Origin of the sequence: Halorubellus litoreus (genome assembly GCF_037081675.1) — an archaeon.
GTDB lineage: Archaea > Halobacteriota > Halobacteria > Halobacteriales > Natrialbaceae > Halorubellus > Halorubellus litoreus.
Genome location: NZ_JAZAQL010000005.1, coordinates 262,971 through 281,395 on the forward strand (window position 1 = coordinate 262,971; position 18,425 = coordinate 281,395).

Annotated in this window: 12 protein-coding genes; 7 read left to right on the plus strand and 5 right to left on the minus strand. The window is 65.8% G+C overall.

Annotated elements, in window-relative coordinates; genetic code table 11:
* Positions 1-12 precede the first annotated feature (12 nt).
* The 3 genes from VYJ16_RS20510 to VYJ16_RS20520 form a co-directional block, all read right to left on the minus strand.
* Positions 13-2,433, minus strand: coding sequence for a hypothetical protein (locus VYJ16_RS20510; protein ID WP_336352183.1), 2,421 nt, complete (start codon positions 2,431-2,433; stop codon positions 13-15).
* Between the two features lie 144 nt (positions 2,434-2,577).
* Positions 2,578-3,165 carry a DUF2150 family protein gene (locus VYJ16_RS20515; protein ID WP_227133527.1) on the minus strand — a complete coding sequence of 196 codons (588 nt, stop codon included), beginning with the start codon at positions 3,163-3,165 and terminating at the stop codon, positions 2,578-2,580.
* A gap of 204 nt (positions 3,166-3,369) precedes the next feature.
* A complete protein-coding gene (locus VYJ16_RS20520) occupies positions 3,370-4,224 on the minus strand; it encodes a TatD family hydrolase (protein ID WP_336352184.1) in 855 nt (284 codons plus the stop codon).
* A gap of 175 nt (positions 4,225-4,399) precedes the next feature.
* Here VYJ16_RS20520 and VYJ16_RS20525 point away from each other — a divergent pair, with 175 nt between their 5' ends.
* Complete coding sequence (locus VYJ16_RS20525; RefSeq protein WP_336352185.1) at positions 4,400-6,277, plus strand: S8 family serine peptidase; 1,878 nt, start codon at positions 4,400-4,402, stop codon at positions 6,275-6,277.
* A gap of 628 nt (positions 6,278-6,905) precedes the next feature.
* On the plus strand, positions 6,906-8,759 hold the full coding sequence (locus VYJ16_RS20530) for a S8 family serine peptidase (RefSeq protein WP_336352186.1): 1,854 nt from the start codon (positions 6,906-6,908) through the stop codon (positions 8,757-8,759).
* Positions 8,760-9,001: 242 nt separating this feature from the next.
* On the opposite strand, the gene VYJ16_RS20535 is transcribed toward VYJ16_RS20530, so the two are convergent.
* Complete coding sequence (locus tag VYJ16_RS20535; RefSeq protein WP_227133530.1) at positions 9,002-9,457, minus strand: NYN domain-containing protein; 456 nt, start codon at positions 9,455-9,457, stop codon at positions 9,002-9,004.
* A gap of 356 nt (positions 9,458-9,813) precedes the next feature.
* Here VYJ16_RS20535 and VYJ16_RS20540 point away from each other — a divergent pair, with 356 nt between their 5' ends.
* From VYJ16_RS20540 to VYJ16_RS20555, 4 genes are all read left to right on the plus strand, one after another.
* Positions 9,814-11,919: a S8 family serine peptidase gene (locus tag VYJ16_RS20540; RefSeq protein ID WP_336352187.1), complete on the plus strand. Its 2,106-nt coding sequence runs from the start codon at positions 9,814-9,816 to the stop codon at positions 11,917-11,919.
* Between the two features lie 380 nt (positions 11,920-12,299).
* A complete protein-coding gene (locus VYJ16_RS20545) occupies positions 12,300-13,886 on the plus strand; it encodes a S8 family serine peptidase (protein ID WP_336352188.1) in 1,587 nt (528 codons plus the stop codon).
* Between the two features lie 306 nt (positions 13,887-14,192).
* Positions 14,193-14,801: an undecaprenyl diphosphate synthase family protein gene (locus tag VYJ16_RS20550; protein WP_336352189.1), complete on the plus strand. Its 609-nt coding sequence runs from the start codon at positions 14,193-14,195 to the stop codon at positions 14,799-14,801.
* Positions 14,802-14,897: 96 nt separating this feature from the next.
* Entirely contained in the window at positions 14,898-15,524 is a 627-nt protein-coding gene (locus tag VYJ16_RS20555; protein WP_336352190.1) for an NADPH-dependent F420 reductase, read from the plus strand.
* 105 nt (positions 15,525-15,629) lie between these two features.
* Here the strand turns inward: VYJ16_RS20555 and VYJ16_RS20560 are convergent, their stop codons facing one another.
* Positions 15,630-16,787: a CBS domain-containing protein gene (locus tag VYJ16_RS20560; RefSeq protein ID WP_336352191.1), complete on the minus strand. Its 1,158-nt coding sequence runs from the start codon at positions 16,785-16,787 to the stop codon at positions 15,630-15,632.
* A 225-nt stretch (positions 16,788-17,012) separates the two neighbouring features.
* Here VYJ16_RS20560 and VYJ16_RS20565 point away from each other — a divergent pair, with 225 nt between their 5' ends.
* On the plus strand, positions 17,013-18,272 hold the full coding sequence (locus tag VYJ16_RS20565; RefSeq protein ID WP_336352192.1) for an RNA-guided endonuclease InsQ/TnpB family protein: 1,260 nt from the start codon (positions 17,013-17,015) through the stop codon (positions 18,270-18,272).
* The last annotated feature ends 153 nt before the right edge of the window (positions 18,273-18,425 follow it).

An 18,425-nucleotide genomic window follows, 5' to 3' on the forward strand; every position in this document is an offset into this window, starting at 1 on the left:
CCACCTCGTCGGTCATCCCGCACCCCCACCCGTCGTCCCTTCCCCACCGCCCGTGACTATCGTCACCGACCACGTCCCACCGGACTGGTCGAGCACCGCTATCTCGCCGTTACTCGTCACGAACAGTATCTCCTCCTCGGCGTCACCGTCCCAGTTCACGACCGCGAGCGGGCCGAGCGCCGGCGTCGGACTCGTCCCCGAGTAGATGGTGTTCACGTCCCCGTTCGTCGGGTCGACGAGGACGACGTTCTGGTTCGAGTCGACGATAGGTACGCGCACACCGCTCCCGAAGTTCGCCGGCGACCCGACCGCGTACCCGTTACCCTGGCCGAGCGTAACGGGGTCGATCTTCGACCGCGTCCGCGTGTCGCCGTCGATGTACGCAATCCGGTTCGTGGACGTGAAGTATATCGGGTCCGGGTCCGCGTCGTTCGGCCCGAGGTCCGCTGCCCCGGCAGCCGCGATACCGCTCGCGGTCTTCGACGACCCCTGCACGTACGTCACCGCCGTGTCGCTCCCGCCGACGACCTTCCGCCGGACGTCCCCACCACTGTTCACGTAGAAGACCGCGTCGTTCGCCGCGTCGACGCCGATACCGCCGTCGGTCTTCACGTTCGATGTCAGCGTCATCGCGGTCCCGTCGGCCTGCATCAGGCGCAACTCGCCGTTCCCGTCGACGTACGGCACCTCGAGGTCGCTGTCGGCGTCGAGGTTCCGCTTCGCGCCGACGTAGAGCACGCTCGCACCACCGTTATCGCCGAGCGTCTGGAACTGGCCGGATGGGTCGACGAGCCGGAGGACGCTGTTGTCGTTCGCGTCCACGAACGCCACCGAGACCGGCCCGAACGCGTTCAGGTTCGTCACGCGGAGCGTCGTTCGGTTTCCGCCGGCGCCGCTGGAGGCGAACACGACGACGTCGCCGTTCTGGTTCAGGGTGACGTCGGTGCTGTTCTCGCCGTTCCCCTGGGTCTCGCCGCTCTCGGGGTCGACGGTCGCGACCGCGGTGTCGTTCACGGCCCACGACACGCTCGCGCCGACCGCGGTCGGACTGGTGCCCATCGTGACGTTCACGGTCGACAGCTGGCTGCCGTCGACGATGCACGTGCGGTTCGTCGGCCAGTTCGGGCAGCTCACCGCGCCCGTCGGCGAGTTCGTCTCGGAGACGTTCCGGAGCGTCACGTTGTACGCGCCGTTCCCGCCACCGCCGCCGCCGCCGCTGGCCTTCGACACCGAGACGTTGAACGTCGCCGCCGTCATCTCACCGCCCGCCTTCGCGATGGAGACGTTCACGCGCGCGTCGGTCTTCGCGTCTGGCGCCTCGTACGTGAACCCGACGCGGCCGTCGTTCCCCGTCTTCGTCCCGTTCGGCTCCACGATACTCCCCTGGCCGTTCTCGATGGTCGCGTTCATCGGCACGCCCGACAGGGGGTTGTTGAACTCGTCTCTGACCTCCACGGTCAGCGTCTCCTTCGCGCCCGCGGTCGTCGACACGTTCTTCGCGGACGCCGTCGTCACGTAGCGGTCCGCGGGCGTCGCGTTCACGTTCGTTCCGACGCCCGCCTTCGCGAGCGACAGCGAGTACGTCGTCCCGCCCTCCAGAACGAACTCGATGCGGTTCAGCGTCTGCCCGCTCGGGAGATCCACCTCGCCCTTCTTCCGGACGGCGGTGACGTACGCGTTCGCCGTGTTGTTCCCCGGGTCGTACTCGCCGGCGGCGTCGAGCACGCGCTCCCACTGCCCGACCGTCAACCGCGTGACGATGGCGACCGACAGCGGGTCGCTCGTGCTCTCGGTCTCCACGCTGATGCGGTTCGTGGACGCGCTCACCGGCCGTACCGTTACTGACGCCGCCCCACCCTGCTCGTCGTACGATCCGTTCAACGCGACGAGCGAGATGCGGCGACCGTCGAACAGCGACTGCGAGTTCACGACGATGGTGTCGTCCGCGAACTCGTTGTACACGAGCGAGTACGACACGAACGTCCGCGGCGCCTCCGCGTACACGTTGTAGTTCGGGTCGAACGCGAACCCGCCCGTCGAATAGTTGTGCGTCCGTCCGTCCCAGAAGTCGCTCGTCTCCCCCGTCCCGGTCGCGTTCCGCACCTCGATAGCGACCGCCTCGCGACCCGTCCCGACCGTCCGAAGCCGTCCCGTCGGCCGCGGCGGATTCACGAATATCGTCCGCGCCGGATACCCCGTCGACGCCTCCACGACGACCGTCCGCGCACCGCCCGCCGCCGGCGTCGACCCGACCGCGCCCTGGAGGTCCGCGAGCTGTCGCTGGACCTCCTGGTTGTGGTTGAACTCGACCGCTTCGTTCTGGTTCGGGACGACCGACGCCTGATAGGCGGTGATGGCGATGATGACGAACGCGAACAGCACTATCGCTCCCACCTGCACCGCCGCTGCACGGTCATCCGAACCGAACGGCATTACGAAGCGATAACCAGTGCGCAAGTAAAACCCTTGTTGCAGATTCCCCGGCCCGTTCGCGGGCAAACGACGACCGTCAGCCGAACGTCCGTACTGACCGTTCCAGTCCGGCGACCGCGCGGTCGCCGGGTCCCCGCGCGCCGGTCAGTCCTCGGCCTCGTCCTCCTCGACGACCTCGGGGTCCTCCATCGCGCTCTGGAGGCTCGCCAGCCCGTTCAGCCAGTCGGTGACCGGCCCGAACTCGAGGTCGTCGCCGACGTTCGGCGTCAGCTCGCCGCCGTCGATGATGCGCGTTCCCGCCTGCGCGAGGTAGCCGAGCGCCGCCTCCATCTCGTCCTGGCTCTCCGCGTCCACCGCCGCCTGTACGTACTCCTCGACGCTCGCGTCCTCAGCCGGCCCGCTGTGGACGTACTCTTCGGCGGCGTAGAACACGACGACGAGACTCGTCTGCACGCTGTTGACGAAGAACAGCTTCTCCTCGTCGTCGAACCCGGGATCAGCGAGCACGATCTCGTGGATCTCGCCGACCTTCTCCAGGGCCTCTTCCTCTTCGATCTCGCCGTCGTCGTACGCGGCGACGACCTTCGCCACGGCGATGGCGGCGTCGTCCTGCATGAGGTCGAGGACGCGCATGGAGTCCTCGTCTTCGGGGTCGAGTTCTTCGTCTTCGATGCGGTCGATCCAGTTCTGCCAGCGTTCGGCCGAGTAGAACTCGGTCGGGGGAGTGCTCATGTGAGAGACTACGCCGGGCGACTGAAAGACCTTTCTCTCGGCGGCGTCCGTGCTGGCGGCCCGCACGCGCCGCGCTCTCGACGGACTCGAGGGCGTCGGAACCGAACGCAAGCGTCGACTCCGGGGGGCAGCGACCGCGTCCCGATGGCTGGATGGGCGTCGGATGCTGGGATGGTCCGGGTGGTGGGGGACTCGGGTGGTGGGTCAGTCCGTTCGTTCCAGCGTCGCTTCGGTGTCGACGTCGTAGACGCGTTCGGGCGTCTCGACGTGCGCCCGGTGCATCGCGTCGTCGTAGCCCTCGTCGAGGAGCCAGCGGACGCGTCGCGGCACGGTCTTCGGACCCATGACGGCGCCGGGTTTGTCGGGGTCGTCCACGAAGTCGGTCTCCATGAGGAACGGCGCGTCGCGGTCGACGGCGACGCGGAGGCGGTCCTTCTCGCTCATCACGCTCGGGACGGGGCCGGCGAGTTCGCCGAGCGCGTAGTGCTTGACGACGCGCGTGCGGTCGAGCCCCTCGGCTTCGGCCCACTCGGCTATCTCGGTGAGGTCGTCGCTCCCCTCGGTGTGGAGTTGGACGGCGCAGCCGAGGTCGGCGCCGTGCGCGAACGCCGACCGCATCACGGCGTTCGAGGCGTCCCAGACCGCGTCGGTGACGTCGTAGTGCGGGCGCCCGGACTTCAGGCCGAGTGCGCGGTCGGCGGCGACGAAGTCGGCGGCGACGTCGATGCCCGCCTGCATGAGGTCGCGCGCACCCGCTGGGTCGTAGCCGTCGTCGACGAGTTGGGATACCAGCCCCGGGTGGACGCCGAGGATGGGCCACGCGCGCCCGTCGAGGACGTCGGTCGCGTCCGCGACGGCGTCGACGGTCACCTCGAACACCCGCCTGAAGTCGTCCTCGTCCGCTGGAAGCTCGTCGAGGACGTGCCAGGACGGCTTGTTCACGACCATGAGGTGCGTGCCGCCGAGTCGGTGGAAGTCCTCGACGGCGTCGATACCGCGACCGTTCGCCGGGTCGAGGTGCATGTGATTATCGAGGACCGGGATGTCGAGGGACTCCATGTATCTCACCAGACGTGTGCGCAGCGGTTCAATAATGTTGACGGTTCGAGCGCGATAGCGCCGCTGTCCGGCTATTCCGCGACGACAGTTGTCTATCAGATTGTGTTACTATACTATTATTTTTAGCAATTCTGAACAAAATTTAAATATGGGGCGTCCATCGTAGCTGATGGGCATGGCAGACCGTAGCAACCCACAGACGGATCGGCGTACCTTCCTGAAAGCAACCGGCGTCGCAGCGAGCACCGCAGCGTTCGCGGGCGTCACTCAAGCGACCCCCGGGCGCGAACCGGGCCCGAAGACGGGCGAATGGGTCGTCCTGACGAGCGCCACGACCAGCATGGCGACGGCCGAAGCCGAAGTACAGGCAACCATCCCGGACAAGGCCGACGTCACGCACCGGAACGAGACACTCGGCTACATGGCCGTCGAGTCCCCGACGCCGGGCGCGGCGTCGATGGACTCCCCTATCGTCGAGGACCTCGAACGACTCCCGTTCGTCGACACCGTCGAACGGAACGTCACGTACCACGCGATGGAGACGCCGAACGACGAACTGTACGACGAACAGTACGCGCCCCAGCAGGTCCGCGCACCGACCGCGTACGACACGACCGACGGGAGCGAGGACGTCACGGTCGCCATCGTCGACCAGGGCGTCAAGTACGACCACCCCGACCTCCAGAGCCGCTTCGGCGCGGACAAGGGCCAGGACTTCGTCGACTCTGACGACGACCCGATGCCGGAGTCGATGAGCGAGGAGTACCACGGCACGCACGTCGCCGGCATCGCGTCGGCGACCTCCGACAACTCGACGGGCGTCACCGGCATCTCCGACTCGCGACTCATCTCCGGGCGCGCACTCGGCACGGGCGGGGGCGGAAGCCTCACCGACATCGCCGACGCCGTCCAGTGGGCCGCCGACCAGGGCGCGGACATCATCAACATGAGCCTCGGCGGCGGCGGCTACACGGACACGATGAAGAACGCCGTCAGCTACGCGGTGAACAACGGCGCGCTCCCCATCTGTGCCGCGGGGAACAACGGCGACCCGTCCGTGAGCTACCCGGCCGCGTACAGCGAGTGTATGGCCGTCTCCGCCGTCGATGAAAACGAGGACCTCGCGAGCTTCAGCCAGTACGGCGACAAGCTCGACGTCGCCGCCCCCGGCGTCGACGTCCTCTCCACGTGGACGGAGTACAAGAGCCAGTTCGGCGGCAAGTACAACAAGATCTCGGGGACGTCGATGGCGTGCCCCGCCGCGTCCGGCGTCGCCGCGCTCGGCCTCGCGGCCGCGGGCGGGAGCGGCGCGCTCTCCCCGACGGAGCTCCGCGCGCGCCTGAAGAACACCGCCGTCGACATCGGCCTGAGCGAGCAAGAGCAGGGCGCGGGGCGCGTCGACGCGGCGAACATCGTCGACGGTGGCGGGACGACGCCGCCGGGCAACTCCGCACCGACGGTGTCCATCAACGCCTCGTCGACGACCGTCGACGTCGGGACCGCCGTCGAGTTCGACGGCTCCGGGTCCAGCGACTCGGACGGCTCCATCGAGTCCTACAGCTGGGACTTCGGTGACGGCGCGACCGCGACCGGCGTCAGTGCGACGCACACGTACGACAGCGCGGGCGAGTACACGGTCACGCTCACCGTCACGGACGACGACGGCGCGTCCTCGTCGAACTCCATCGCCGTCACCGCCGAGTCCGGCGGCGGTGGCGGGTCCTGTGGTGACGTCACCGAGACGGCGAGCGTCGACGGCTCGCTCTCGGGGTACTGGGACGACGCGAACTACACGTACAGCGCCGCGACCAGCGACCCGTGCCAGGTGTCGTTCCTCCTCGACGGTCCCTCGGGCGCTGACTTCGACATCTACGTCACGTACGACGGCCGGACGCCGTCGACGTACGACTACGACGCGCGCGCCGCGACGTACGGCGCCGACGAGACGCTCACCGTCGAGGACGTGAGCGCCGGCCAGGAGTTCGGTATCCTCGTCGACTCCTACGACGGCAGCGGGAGCTACACGCTCTCCGTCGAGGAACTCGGCGCCTGAACGCTATCGGACACGTTCCATCCACGGTCGACTCCGTCGACCCATCCGTTCATCCCACCTTCCCCCTTCTCTGTCGCGGGCCGTTCGTCGCCTGCTGAGTTGATTCACGCCGTGTGACGACAGCATTTCTCCGGGTCCCGCACACGCCCGCACGTAACAACCCAATCAAGGGCAAGGGTGATGCTGGGTTGTGGGTGGCTGGCGTTCCAGTGCGGTGGACGTCGTCCACACGTGGTGACGTGTTGTCCGGTTCTGGGTGTCGATGCGGTCGGCCGTCGGCTGACGTCGAGGTCGGGCGTTCCGCTCGCGATTGTGCGCGCGCGACGAGTTCACGAGGCTCGTTCGCGGTGGAACCTGCAGATCCCCCCGCGACTTCGTGTCGGTGACTCGTCATGCTCGCCGACGCGTTCGTGATAGTTGTGTGCCAGTATCACACGTGATGATTCCCAACTGGCCATCCCGAACCCGACGCAGTCTCCGTGAATCACGCATTGGTTTCCCGTAGTTTCAAAGCACACAATCAAATAATTCGTCTACTGAAACGGCTGGTAATAGTTTCAAATCGCTATTGATTTAGCTCTAAATGAGGAAAATATAAATACATGGGTGCCAAGTGCTGTTCTGTGTCATGACAGGCGATGACAACCACTCTTGGGCGCGACGAACCTTCCTGAAGACCACGGCCGCGGCGGGCGCCGCAGCGACGGTCACCACGACCGTCTCCGCAGACGGCGTGGAGAAGGTGCGACTCAACTTCGGTATGGCGAACACGGCGTCGATGTCGACGGCCGAAGCGGAAGTCCAGGCGGAGACCCCCGGTAACTCCGAGGTCTACCGACGCTCGAACGAGCTCGGGTTCATCTCCATGGACATCCCGAAACAGGCCGCCGAGAACGTCAAGGAAGCCTTCGAGAAGAAGGACAAGTTCCGCTACGTCGAGTTCGACCAGCAGCTTCACGCGCTGGAGACGCCGAACGACAGTCTCTACGACGAACAGTACGCCCCCCAGCAGGTGCGTGCACCGAGCGCGTACGACACGACGCAGGGCAGTGGCGACGTGACGATCTCGGTCGTCGACCAGGGCGTCTACTACGACCACCCCGACCTCCAGGACCGCTTCGGGTCCGTGAAGGGCAAGGACTTCGTCGACTCGGACAGCGACCCGGCGCCGGACTCGATGGCAGACGAGTACCACGGCACGCACGTCGCCGGCATCGCGTCCGCGACGACGGACAACGCGACGGGCATCGCGGGCATCTCCGACTCCACGCTCCTCTCGGGTCGTGCACTCTCCGAGGAGGGCAGCGGGTCCACCGCCGACATCGCCGAAGCGGTCCGCTGGTCGGCCGATCAGGGCGCGGACATCATCAACATGAGCCTCGGTGGCGGCGGGTACACGGACACGATGAAGAACGCCGTCTCCTACGCCGTCTCGAACGGTGCACTCCCCATCTGTGCCGCGGGGAACGACGGCTCCGGTTCCGTCTCCTACCCGGCGGGCTACAGCGAATGCGTCGCGGTGTCCGCGGTCGACTCGAACGAGGACCTCGCAAGCTTCAGCCAGTACGGCGACAAGTGCGACGTCGCCGCACCCGGCGTCGACATCCTCTCGACGTGGACGACGGACAAGAGCCAGTACGGCGGCAAGTACAACAAGATCTCGGGGACGTCGATGGCGTGTCCCGCGGCGTCCGGCGTCGCGGCACTCGGTCTCGCCGCCGACCCCGACCTCGGTCCGAACGAACTCCGTTCGCGGCTGAAGCAGACCGCGGTCGACATCGGCCTGAGCGAGGAGAAGCAGGGGTCGGGTCGCGTGGACGCGAAGAACATCGTCGACGCTGCCGGTGACGGCGGCGGTGGCGGCGGCGGCAACACGGCGCCGACGGTGTCGATCAACGCGTCCTCGACGACGGTCGAGGCGGGGACCGCGATCGAGTTCGACGGCTCCGGCTCCAGTGACCCCGACGGCTCCATCGCGAGCTACGACTGGGACTTCGACAACGGCGCGACCGCGACCGGCGCGACCGCGACGTTCACGTACGAGAACGCGGGCACGTACGACGTCCAGCTCACCGTCACCGACGACGACGGTGCGTCCTCGACGAGCGCCATCGACGTGACCGTCGAGGAGCCCAGCGGCGGCGGTGGCTCCTGTGGCGACACCTCCGACTCCGCGAGCGCCGACGGCTACCTCTACGGCTACTACGACGATTCCTCGTTCACGTACGCCGCCAGCCTCGACGACCCGTGCCAGGTCACGTTCGACCTCGCGGGTCCGTCCGGAGCTGACTTCGACCTGTACGTGACGTTCGACGGCCGGACGCCGTCGACGTACGACTACGACGCGCGCTCGATCACGTACGGCTCCGACGAGCAGATCGTGGTCGACGACGTCGACCCGAACCAGGAGTTCGGCATCCTCGTCGACTCCTACAGCGGCAGTGGCTCGTTCACCATCTCGGTCAGCGAGCTCGGGAAGTAACGACCGCGGACTGAGCGGGTAGGTCCCACACGGCGGTGGCGTCGGCGCAAGGCACCGACGCCGTTCTCTCCGTTCTCACGGAACCAGTCGCGGCGGTGTTCGGTCCGTAGAGCACCAGTTGCGGCGGTGTTCGGTCCGTAGAGCACCAGTCGCGGCGGTGTTCGGTACCGTACAGTACCTGATCGCTCTCGGTGTCGCTCTCCTCGCGGGATGGCTGCTGGTGGGTCGCTGGACGTGACCGGTCAGTCGTTGACGAGTCGCGCTTCGTCGGCGGCGTTGGATAGCGCGTCGGAGCGGCCGTGTTCGCCGGGTGCCATGGCGACGGTGTGGACGCCGTACCGGCCTGCGGTCTCGAGGACTGGTTTGAAGTCGGTGTCGCGGGAGACGACGATGAGCGTGTCGAGGGTGCCGTCGACGACGGCTTCGGTGGCGTCGATGGCGAGCTTGACGTCGACGTCGCCGCTGGTGACGACGACTTCGAATCCGCGGGCTTCGGCGGCCTGGATGAGGCCGGGGGTGGCGTGTTCGTCGAGGTAGATTCGCGAGTACGCGAGGTCGCCGCGTTCTCGACCGACGGTGCGGACGTCGTCGAGGTCGACGTCGAACTCGTCGCGGAACGTGTTCGGGCCGTCGACGAACACGCCGACGCGCGCGCGGTCGTCGCCGGGGGACAGGAATCGGTCGAGGAGGCCGGGCATCGTCGACGTTTGGATGGTCGATGGCAAAGGCGTAGCGATGTGTTCCCCGGTGACGGGCGTCGCTGCGGGGGCGTGGGTCTCGTGGTCGTGGTGTGTCCCGGCCATCGGGCCGTCCCCGTGTGGTGCGGTAACGCGCCTAATTTTCTGCTCCGGTAATGTGTCGGTCGTGGTCCACGAGCGGTTCGGTGACCGTATGAAGAGGGAGGCGTCTGCATCCATATTTTTATCTACTGCCGGGGTGCCGACAGAGTGCGTGTTACGGGCCTGAAACGCATAATTTCTAGCTACAAACACGTACATTTCGCAGTAAATATCCTAAAATTTAATACTGGGCGTGCTGTTCGTCGTGTTGTAACATGGTGGATGACTCCATTCCGGACAGTAGCAGGCGAACGTTCCTGAAAGCAGCCGGCGCCGCCGGCGCAGCGATGACGGTCACCACGACCGTCTCCGCCGACACCGGCACCACGCGAAAGCGCATCAACCTCGGCATCGGGATGACGACGTCGATGTCGACCGCGCAGGCACAGGTCCAGTCCGAGACGCCCGCGGACGCCGAAATCTACCGCACGTCCGACGCGCTCGGGTTCGTCTCCGTCGACGTCCCCGAGGAGGCCGCCGACCGCGTCCTCGAGGCGTTCGAGAACAAGCCCGAGTTCCGGTACGCGGAGTACGACGTCCAGATGCACGCGTTCGAGGCACCGAACGACGAACTCTACGACCAGCAGTACTCGCCCCAGCAGGTTCGCGCCCCGCAGGCCTACGACACGACGCAGGGCAGCTCGGACGTCGTCATCTCCATCGTCGACCAGGGCGTGAAGTACGACCACCCCGACCTCGAGGGTGCGTTCGGCTCGGTGAAGGGCAAGGACTTCGTCGACGACGACGACGACCCGTACCCGGACTCGATGGCCGACGAGTACCACGGCACGCACGTCGCCGGGAGCGCGGCCGCGGTGACGGACAACGGCACGGGCATCGCGGGCATCTCGAACTCCACGCTCCTCTCCGCGCGCGCCCTCTCCGAGGAGGGCAGCGGGTCGCTCGCGGACATCGCGGAGGCAGTTCGCTGGTCGGCCGACCAGGGCGCGGACATCATCAACATGAGCCTCGGCGGCGGCGGCTACACGGACACGATGAAGAACGCCGTCTCCTACGCCGTCTCCAACGGCGCCCTCCCCATCTGTGCCGCGGGGAACAACGGCTCGTCGTCCGTCTCCTACCCCGCGGGGTACAGCGAGTGCGTCGCCGTGTCCGCGGTCAACGAGAACGAGGAGCTCGCGAGCTTCAGCCAGTACGGCGACAAGTGCGACGTCGCCTCCCCGGGCGTCGACGTCCTCTCCACGTGGACGGAGTCGACGAGCTACGGCGAGTACAACAAGATCAGCGGGACGTCGATGGCGTGCCCGAACGCCTCCGGCGTCGCCGCGCTCGGCCTCGCGGCCGACCCCGACCTCGGTCCGAACGAGCTCCGCGCACGCCTGAAGAACACCGCGGCGGACATCGGCCTGAGCGAGGAGAAGCAGGGGTCGGGTCGCGTGGACGCGAAGAACATCGTCGAAGCCGGGACCGTCCCGGACAACCAGCCGCCGACGGTGTCCATCAACGCGTCCTCGACGACGGTCGACGCCGGACAGGCCGTCGAGTTCGACGGCACTGGCTCCAGTGACCCCGACGGCTCCATCGAGAGCTACGACTGGGACTTCGACAACGGCGCGACCGCGACCGGACCGAGCGCGACGTTCACGTTCGAGAACGCGGGCACGTACGACGTCCAGCTCACCGTCACGGACGACGACGGTGCATCTTCGACGAACGCGGTCTCGGTGACCGTCGAGGAGCCCGAGGACGAGGACAATCAGGCGCCGACGGTCTCCATCGACGCTGGCGCGACGACCATCCCGGTCGGCGCCGAGGTCGAGTTCGACGGCACCGGCTCCAGTGACTCGGACGGCTCCATCGAGTCCTACGCGTGGGACTTCGGTGACGGCACGACCGGCAGCACGGCGACGGTCATGCACGCGTACGACGCGGCTGGCGAGTACACGGTGTCGCTCACGGTCACGGACGACGACGGTGCGAGCTCGACGAAGTCCCTGCAGGTCACGGTCGAGGAGCAGTCCGGTGGGTCGTGTGGCGACACGTCCGCGAACTCGAGCGCGCAGGGGTACCTGCGTGGCTGGTACGACGACGAGAACTTCACGTTCGTGCCGGACCTCGACGACCCGTGCCAGGCGACGTTCAACCTCGACGCGGGCAGCCGCGTCGACTTCGACCTGTACGTGACGTTCGACGGCCGGACGCCGTCGACGTACGATTACGACGCGCGCTCGATCACGTACGGTCCGGACGAGCAGATCGTGGTCGACGACGTCGACCCGGACCAGGAGTTCGGCATCCTCGTCGACTCCTACCGCGGTCGCGGTTCGTTCACCATCTCGGTGGACGAGCTCGGGAAGTAACCCGCGACGCGCTGTCGTCCGCTCCCATCCCCATCTGTTGCGGTTCGAATCGCTGTGCGCGCCGTTCCGTTCTTTCTGTGGTTCGAGTCGTTCGTGGACGTGCCATTGTCCGGTAGTGGTGAGTGATGCGTTCGGTGGGGTGGTCTGGTGGGTGTGGTTTGTGAACGCGTGGGGCTCGTGGTGTCGCGCGCGTTCGACTCGCCCAGTTTCCAGGCTTTATTTTCTAAAATCACTATCTATTCTGGTCAGTGTAATTTATATCATGTTCGACCCTGCCAAAACCCTTATATAACCATTGGAAATTGCCATTAGCAATTTTACATTCTTTCCTCGATGTCCGCAATTCTTTAATATAACCTCGCAGACCGTGGGCGTGCAGCATGGTAGACGATGGCATTCAAGACCACGGGCGTAGAACCTTCCTGAAAGCAACCGGTGCAGCGGGCGCGGCGGCCGCCTTCTCGGGCGCGGCGGCAGCCACACCCGGACGCGACCCCGGACCGAAAGAGGACGAGGTCCTCGTCGGCGTCTCCGCCGGCGCCGACCTCCGACAGACCGTCGAACAGCACGTCCCCGGCAACGCCGAGGTCGTCCACCAGAACGACGACCTCCGGTACGTCGCGGTGAAATTCAAGGGCAGCGACACCGCACGCGAGAACTTCAAGGACGCGATCACGAAGCGGGACCACGTCAAGTACGCCGAGGACAACGCGACGTTCCACGCACTCGCCACACCGAACGACCCCCAGTTCGGCGACCAGTACGCCCCCCAGCAGGTCCAGTCCGACCAGGCGTGGGACACGACCTTCGGTGACTCGGGCGTGACGATCGCGGTCATCGACACGGGCGTCCAGTACGACCACCCCGACCTCGCCGGGAACTTCGGCGCGGACAAGGGCGAGGACTTCGTCGACAACGACGCCGACCCCTACCCGGACGCGCCGCAGGACGAGTACCACGGCACGCACGTTTCCGGCTGTGCGAGCGCCGTCATCGACAACGGCACGGGCGTCGCCGGCCAGAGCAACTCCACGCTCATCAGCGGCCGCGCGCTCGACGAATCCGGCGGCGGGAGCCTCTCTGACATCGCCGACGCGGTCAAGTGGGCCGCCGACCAGGGCGCGGAAGTCATCAACATGAGCCTCGGCGGCGGCGGGTACACGGACACGATGAAGAACGCCGTCTCCTACGCGACGAACAACGGCTCGCTCATCTTCGCCGCTGCCGGGAACAACGGCACGCAGGGCGTCTCCTACCCCGCGGCGTACAGCGAGTGCGTCGCCGTGTCCGCGGTCGACGACAACGAGCAGCTCGCGAGCTTCAGCCAGTACGGCGACAGCGTCGAACTCGCCGCCCCCGGCGTCGACGTCCTGTCGACGTCGACCGAGACCCGCGGGAGCTACGAGCAGCTCTCGGGCACCTCGATGGCGACCCCGGTCACGTCCGGTGTCGCCGGTCTCACGCTCGCCAAGTGGGACCTCACGAACAACGAACTCCGCAACCACCTCAAGAACACCGCCGAGGACATCGGCCTCTCCAGCCAGGAGCAAGGCAGCGGGCAGGTGGACGCGTACGCCGCGGTCACCACCGACCCGAGCGGCGACGGCGGCGACGGCGGCGACGGCGGCGACGGCGGTGACGGCGGTGACTCCACGTCCAGCTCGGTCTCGGGCACCCTCGACGGGTACTGGGACTACGACGACTACAGCTACGGCTGGAACTACTCCTCGCCGAGCCAGGTCGTCGTCGAACTCGACGGCCCGAGCGACGCCGACTTCGACCTCTACGTCAACACCGGCACGACGGCCGCGGCGTCGCCGTCGGACTACGACTACGCGTCGCGGTCCACGGACAGCCAGGAGTCCATCACCATCGACAGCCCCGACGACTCCACGGACATGCAGGTGGACGTCGACTCCTACAGTGGCAGCGGGAGTTACACGCTGACCATCACGGAGTACCAGTAACGACGGCGCTACTGGCGACGACGATTCGGTCGGCCCGCGGACCGGGCCGACCTCGACGTCGAAGCGCCGCGAGTCCGCGTGCGCTCGCGACGCGACCGAACTCGCCTGTCGACACACCCGACCGCGGCCCGCTCCCCCTACCGGGTGCGGTCGAGCACGCACGGCGCGCGTCGCGACGGGCGCGTGACCGGGTTGTCCCTTCTTCCCCCTTCCTCAGGACGACCGCGTCGTGGGTCGTCGGTCGACCCACTCGCGTCGACCGTGAACCCGAGCGTTTTACCGGCACCGACGAGCTATCCTCGAGTCGTGGGCCTCTACGACCGCTACCTCGCGCTCCGCGTCCGCACCACGGACGCTGCCGTCCCCGAGCACGTCGCGCTCGTCATCACCGAACGCGACCTCCTCGAACAGGGCGCGTACGACACCCTCAGGGACTTCTTCGCGTGGGCGTTCGAGTACGGCGCGACGGACGTCACGGTGTACGTGAGCGTCCTCGACCGTGCCGCCGCACCGACGCTCGCCCGCGAACTCGAGGACCTGGACGCCCCGCGCGAGGTCGCCGTCCGGCAGCCCGACGACGTCGAACGTGCGGACGCCCCCATCACGGTCGGCATCGGGCTCGGCGGCCGCAGCGAGTTCACCGCCGCCATCCGCGACCTCGCCACCGCCGTCGACGACGGCGACCTCGACCCCGACGACGTCGACGAGACCGCCATCGAGGACCGGCTCGTGTTCCCGAACGACCCGGATCTCGTCATCAAGACCGGCGCGGAACGCCTCAGCGACTTCATGATCTGGCAGAGCGTCTACAGCGAACTCTACTTCACGGACGTGAACTGGCGGGACTTCCGCGAACGCGACTACCTGCGAGCCATCCGCGAGTACCAGGACCGGAACCGTCGATTCGGCGAGTGAACCCTCGAAATAGCCGTACACGACGAGTACGTGGGTTTGCCGATGACTGCTCGACGAGAACGTGCGCTTAACGTCCCCCTCCTCGTAGTGGTAGGTATGCAGATCGGAATCATCGGCGCGGGGAAGGTCGGTCGAACCGTCGCAGGGCACTTCGCGAACGCCGGACACGACGTCGCGATCAGTAACTCGCGCGGCCCGGAGTCCCTCGAGGACGCCGCAACAGACCTCGGCTCGAACGTCCACGCGGCGACCGTCGAGGACGCCGCGGCGTTCGGTCGCGTCGTCCTCGAAGCCATTCCCTTCGGCGAGTACGAGACGCTCCCCGCCGAGGAACTCGCCGGGAAGACCGTCATCAGCGCGTCGAACTACTACCCCGACCGCGACGGCGATATCGACTTCGACGGCCGCACGCACACCGAACTCATCGCCGACCACCTCGAGGAATCGCGCGTCATGAAGGCGTTCAACACGATGCACCACGACACGCTCCGCGAGGAATCGCGACCGGACGAGGACCTCTCGGACCGACTCGTCGTGTTCCTCGCTGGCGACGACGCGCTCGCGAAGGCAACCGTCGCCGACCTCATCGAGGACGCCGGGTTCGCACCCGTCGACATGGGTCGGCTCACGAACGGCCACCTCATGGAACCGGGCGCTCGCATCTACGACGAACCGATGACGCTCACGGAAGCCGAAGCGCTCCTCGAACACCTCACGTTCTGAAGCGACGGGACGCGACCGACCTTCCGACGGCCCGACCCCGGAACCGACTCGACGGCAGCTATCGGCGTCTTCGAAAAAAGCGATCTTCCTGGAACGACGACCCGCTCAGAGCTCGTTGAGCTTGCGCTTGAGCTGGCCTTCGTACTCCTCGTCCGCGCGGTACTCCTTCATCTCGAGGACGTTCCGCTCGAGTTTGTCGAGCGCGACGCGGAACGCGTTCTCGGCGCCGTACCCCTCGCCGGAGCCGGCGACGCCGCCGTTGTCCGTCCGGATGCGGATCTGCGAGTAGATCAGCGGCGTCCCGCGGAGCTTCTCCTTGTGCTCCTGGAAGCGGACGTGGACGTGCAGGACGTCCATGTCCTGGTACTTGTCGACGACCTGCGTGATGGCGTCGCGGATGTCGTCCCGGGTGAGCGTATCGAGCAGCGAGATGTTCGACACCTGCACGTCCAGGTGGTCCTCCTCCGTGAACGTGAGTGCGCGGAGGACGTCCGTCTTCGTGATGACGCCCTTCACGACCGTGTCGTCGTCGTCCGGGGTGACGACGAGCCCGCCGAGGTCGTCCTCGAGCATCGTCGCGACGGCGTCCTCGACGCTCTCCGCGGTCGTCGTCGTCTGCACGGGACTGGACATGATGTCGTACACCGGGAGGTCGAGGACGCGGTCGGACTCGCCAGCGCGGTTCCCGGTCGTCATCTGCTTGTCGCCGCGTACGACGACGTCGGTCAGGTCGTGGGTCGTGACGATACCCGAGAGCTGGCCGTCGTCGTTCACGACGGGGAGTCGCGAGATACCGTTCTCGCGCAAGCGGTTGATCGCCTGGCCGAGCGTCCCGGATTCCTCGATGACGACGGCGTCGTCGGTGTAGATGTCGCCGACGGAGAGCGCGTCGAGGTTGTGCAGGACCGCTTCGAGGATCGCGTCGACGGTGACGATCCCCCAGAGGTTCTCGCCTTCGAAGACGGGTGCGACCTTCACGCCGCCTTCGACGAGGACGCGCGCGGTCTCACGGACGTCCTCGTGTCGGCGGACCTTCGGCGCGGGCGCGTTCCGCGAGGGCTTGACGAGCGCGGCGACCTTCGCGTCGTCCTCGACGTGACTCTGGAGGAGCTCGCGTTCGCTGAGCACGCCTTCGTAGGAGCCGTCGCGGGTCACGATGATGCCCTTGAGGTTGTCCTTGGTGAAGCGAGAACGGACCTTCCCCAGGCGCGTGCCGACGTCGACTTCGACGTAATCCTCGGTCGCGATATCAGAAATATTCATTCCACCTTGGATTTCGCTGGCATCACTATTTAACCTTTCCAGCTAAATCCTTACCCTCGTTGAGCTTCGCAGTGAGCTTCGGGAACGAGTAGCGCTAAGGGGCAGAAATACAGTCGCAACCCAGTCTCATGTTCAACCGAAACGCGAAATATAACATCGTGTGTGAGCACGTTCGAACCAGCTGGTGACGAAATGACCCCGAAGAAATAATGGACGGTTAACAAGATGAACTACAACTACAGGTATCGCATTGATCCTACCGAAGCCGTCGAAACCGAGCTAGAACGGCACCTCGATACCTGTAGGCAACTCTACAATCACTTCCTGTACGAGATCCGCAACACCGACGAGTACCTGTCTTACACCGCGATACAGAATATGCTGCCCGACATGAAAGACTGGTGGGCTGAGTTGAACGACGTGTACTCGAAGGTGTTGCAGATGGTCGCCCGCCGCGTCAGCGACAACCTCAACCGCCTCAAAGACCAGAAAGACGACGGGCGCAGGGTCGGGATGCTCAAGTGGAAGCCACCACGAGAGTATCGGAGTCTCACCTACAACCAGTCTGGTTTCGAACTCAAGAACACGAGTGACCAGACCGTCCTTTCCCTATCCAAGATTGGTGAGATGCCGATACACCTCCACCGCGACGTTCCCGACGATGTCCATGTGAAACAGGTCACAGTCAAGCAAGAGACAACGGGCGAGTGGTACGCGATCTTCGGCATCGAAACCGAGGACGACGCGCCCGAAAAACCGGTTCTGGATGAGGTTAACCGCGATGATATGGTCGGCATCGACGTGGGCATCACCAAGTACGTTCACGACACCGACAGCACGATGGTCGGTAGTCTCGACTTCGACGCTGAGTACGAGCGGCTCGAACGCGAGCAACGAGCATTGAGTCGCAAAGAAGAGGGCTCGCAGAACTGGCACGAGCAACGCCGTCGTGTTGCCCGTATCCACGCTCGGATCGTTCGGAAGCGTCGCGACTTCCTGCACAAATTATCGATGTATTATGCTCGGGAGTACGACCTCATAGCGGTCGAAGACCTCGATGTTCACGGAATGATACAACTGCCATCGAACAGTCGGAATCGAGCATCGGCGTCATGGCGGACGTTCATCGAGTTCCTCGAATACAAGTGCGAGCGCGAGGGCACGCACTTTGTGAAAGTCGAACCCGAAGGCACGACACAGGAGTGTGCCGAATGCGGTATCAAGGCTGAAAAGGAGTTGTGGGTGCGCGAGCATTCGTGCCCGACGTGCGGGTTCGAGACTGACCGTGATGAGAACGCCGCGTACAACGTGCTACAGCGCGGTCTTTCAGCGTTAGGCGTGGGACACGCCGAAGTCACGCCTGCGAAGACTGCACTCCCTACGTCCGCGACTGGTGGGTCGTCTGCCGTCGTGGATGCAAAGTGTGTCGTTGAAACAGGAAGTCCTATCCTCGAGGAGCGAACCACGCAAACGGTGAGCGAGTAGGGTGGGATAGTTCACGATACCGCCAAGGACGATTCAACGAGACCGACCGAAACGCATTGTTAGACGCGGTGTCAGCGAAGACGTCATGGTCGCCGTCCGGACGTCGGCGAGCCTGAGTACGCCGTCGAAATCGACGCGTTTTAGCCCGTTCTC

Excerpts from the sequence above, each read along its gene's own strand:
- VYJ16_RS20510 (WP_336352183.1), bottom strand. The coding sequence starts at position 2,433 with ATGCCGTTCGGTTCGGATGACCGTGCAGCGGCGGTGCAGGTGGGAGCG.
- VYJ16_RS20545 (WP_336352188.1), top strand. The coding sequence starts at position 12,300 with ATGGTAGACGATGGCATTCAAGACCACGGGCGTAGAACCTTCCTGAAA.
- VYJ16_RS20565 (WP_336352192.1), top strand. The coding sequence starts at position 17,013 with ATGAACTACAACTACAGGTATCGCATTGATCCTACCGAAGCCGTCGAA.
- VYJ16_RS20520 (WP_336352184.1), bottom strand. The coding sequence starts at position 4,224 with ATGGAGTCCCTCGACATCCCGGTCCTCGATAATCACATGCACCTCGAC.
- VYJ16_RS20540 (WP_336352187.1), top strand. The coding sequence starts at position 9,814 with ATGGTGGATGACTCCATTCCGGACAGTAGCAGGCGAACGTTCCTGAAA.
- VYJ16_RS20525 (WP_336352185.1), top strand. The coding sequence starts at position 4,400 with ATGGCAGACCGTAGCAACCCACAGACGGATCGGCGTACCTTCCTGAAA.
- VYJ16_RS20555 (WP_336352190.1), top strand. The coding sequence starts at position 14,898 with ATGCAGATCGGAATCATCGGCGCGGGGAAGGTCGGTCGAACCGTCGCA.
- VYJ16_RS20560 (WP_336352191.1), bottom strand. The coding sequence starts at position 16,787 with ATGAATATTTCTGATATCGCGACCGAGGATTACGTCGAAGTCGACGTC.
- VYJ16_RS20515 (WP_227133527.1), bottom strand. The coding sequence starts at position 3,165 with ATGAGCACTCCCCCGACCGAGTTCTACTCGGCCGAACGCTGGCAGAAC.
- VYJ16_RS20530 (WP_336352186.1), top strand. The coding sequence starts at position 6,906 with ATGACAGGCGATGACAACCACTCTTGGGCGCGACGAACCTTCCTGAAG.
- VYJ16_RS20535 (WP_227133530.1), bottom strand. The coding sequence starts at position 9,457 with ATGCCCGGCCTCCTCGACCGATTCCTGTCCCCCGGCGACGACCGCGCG.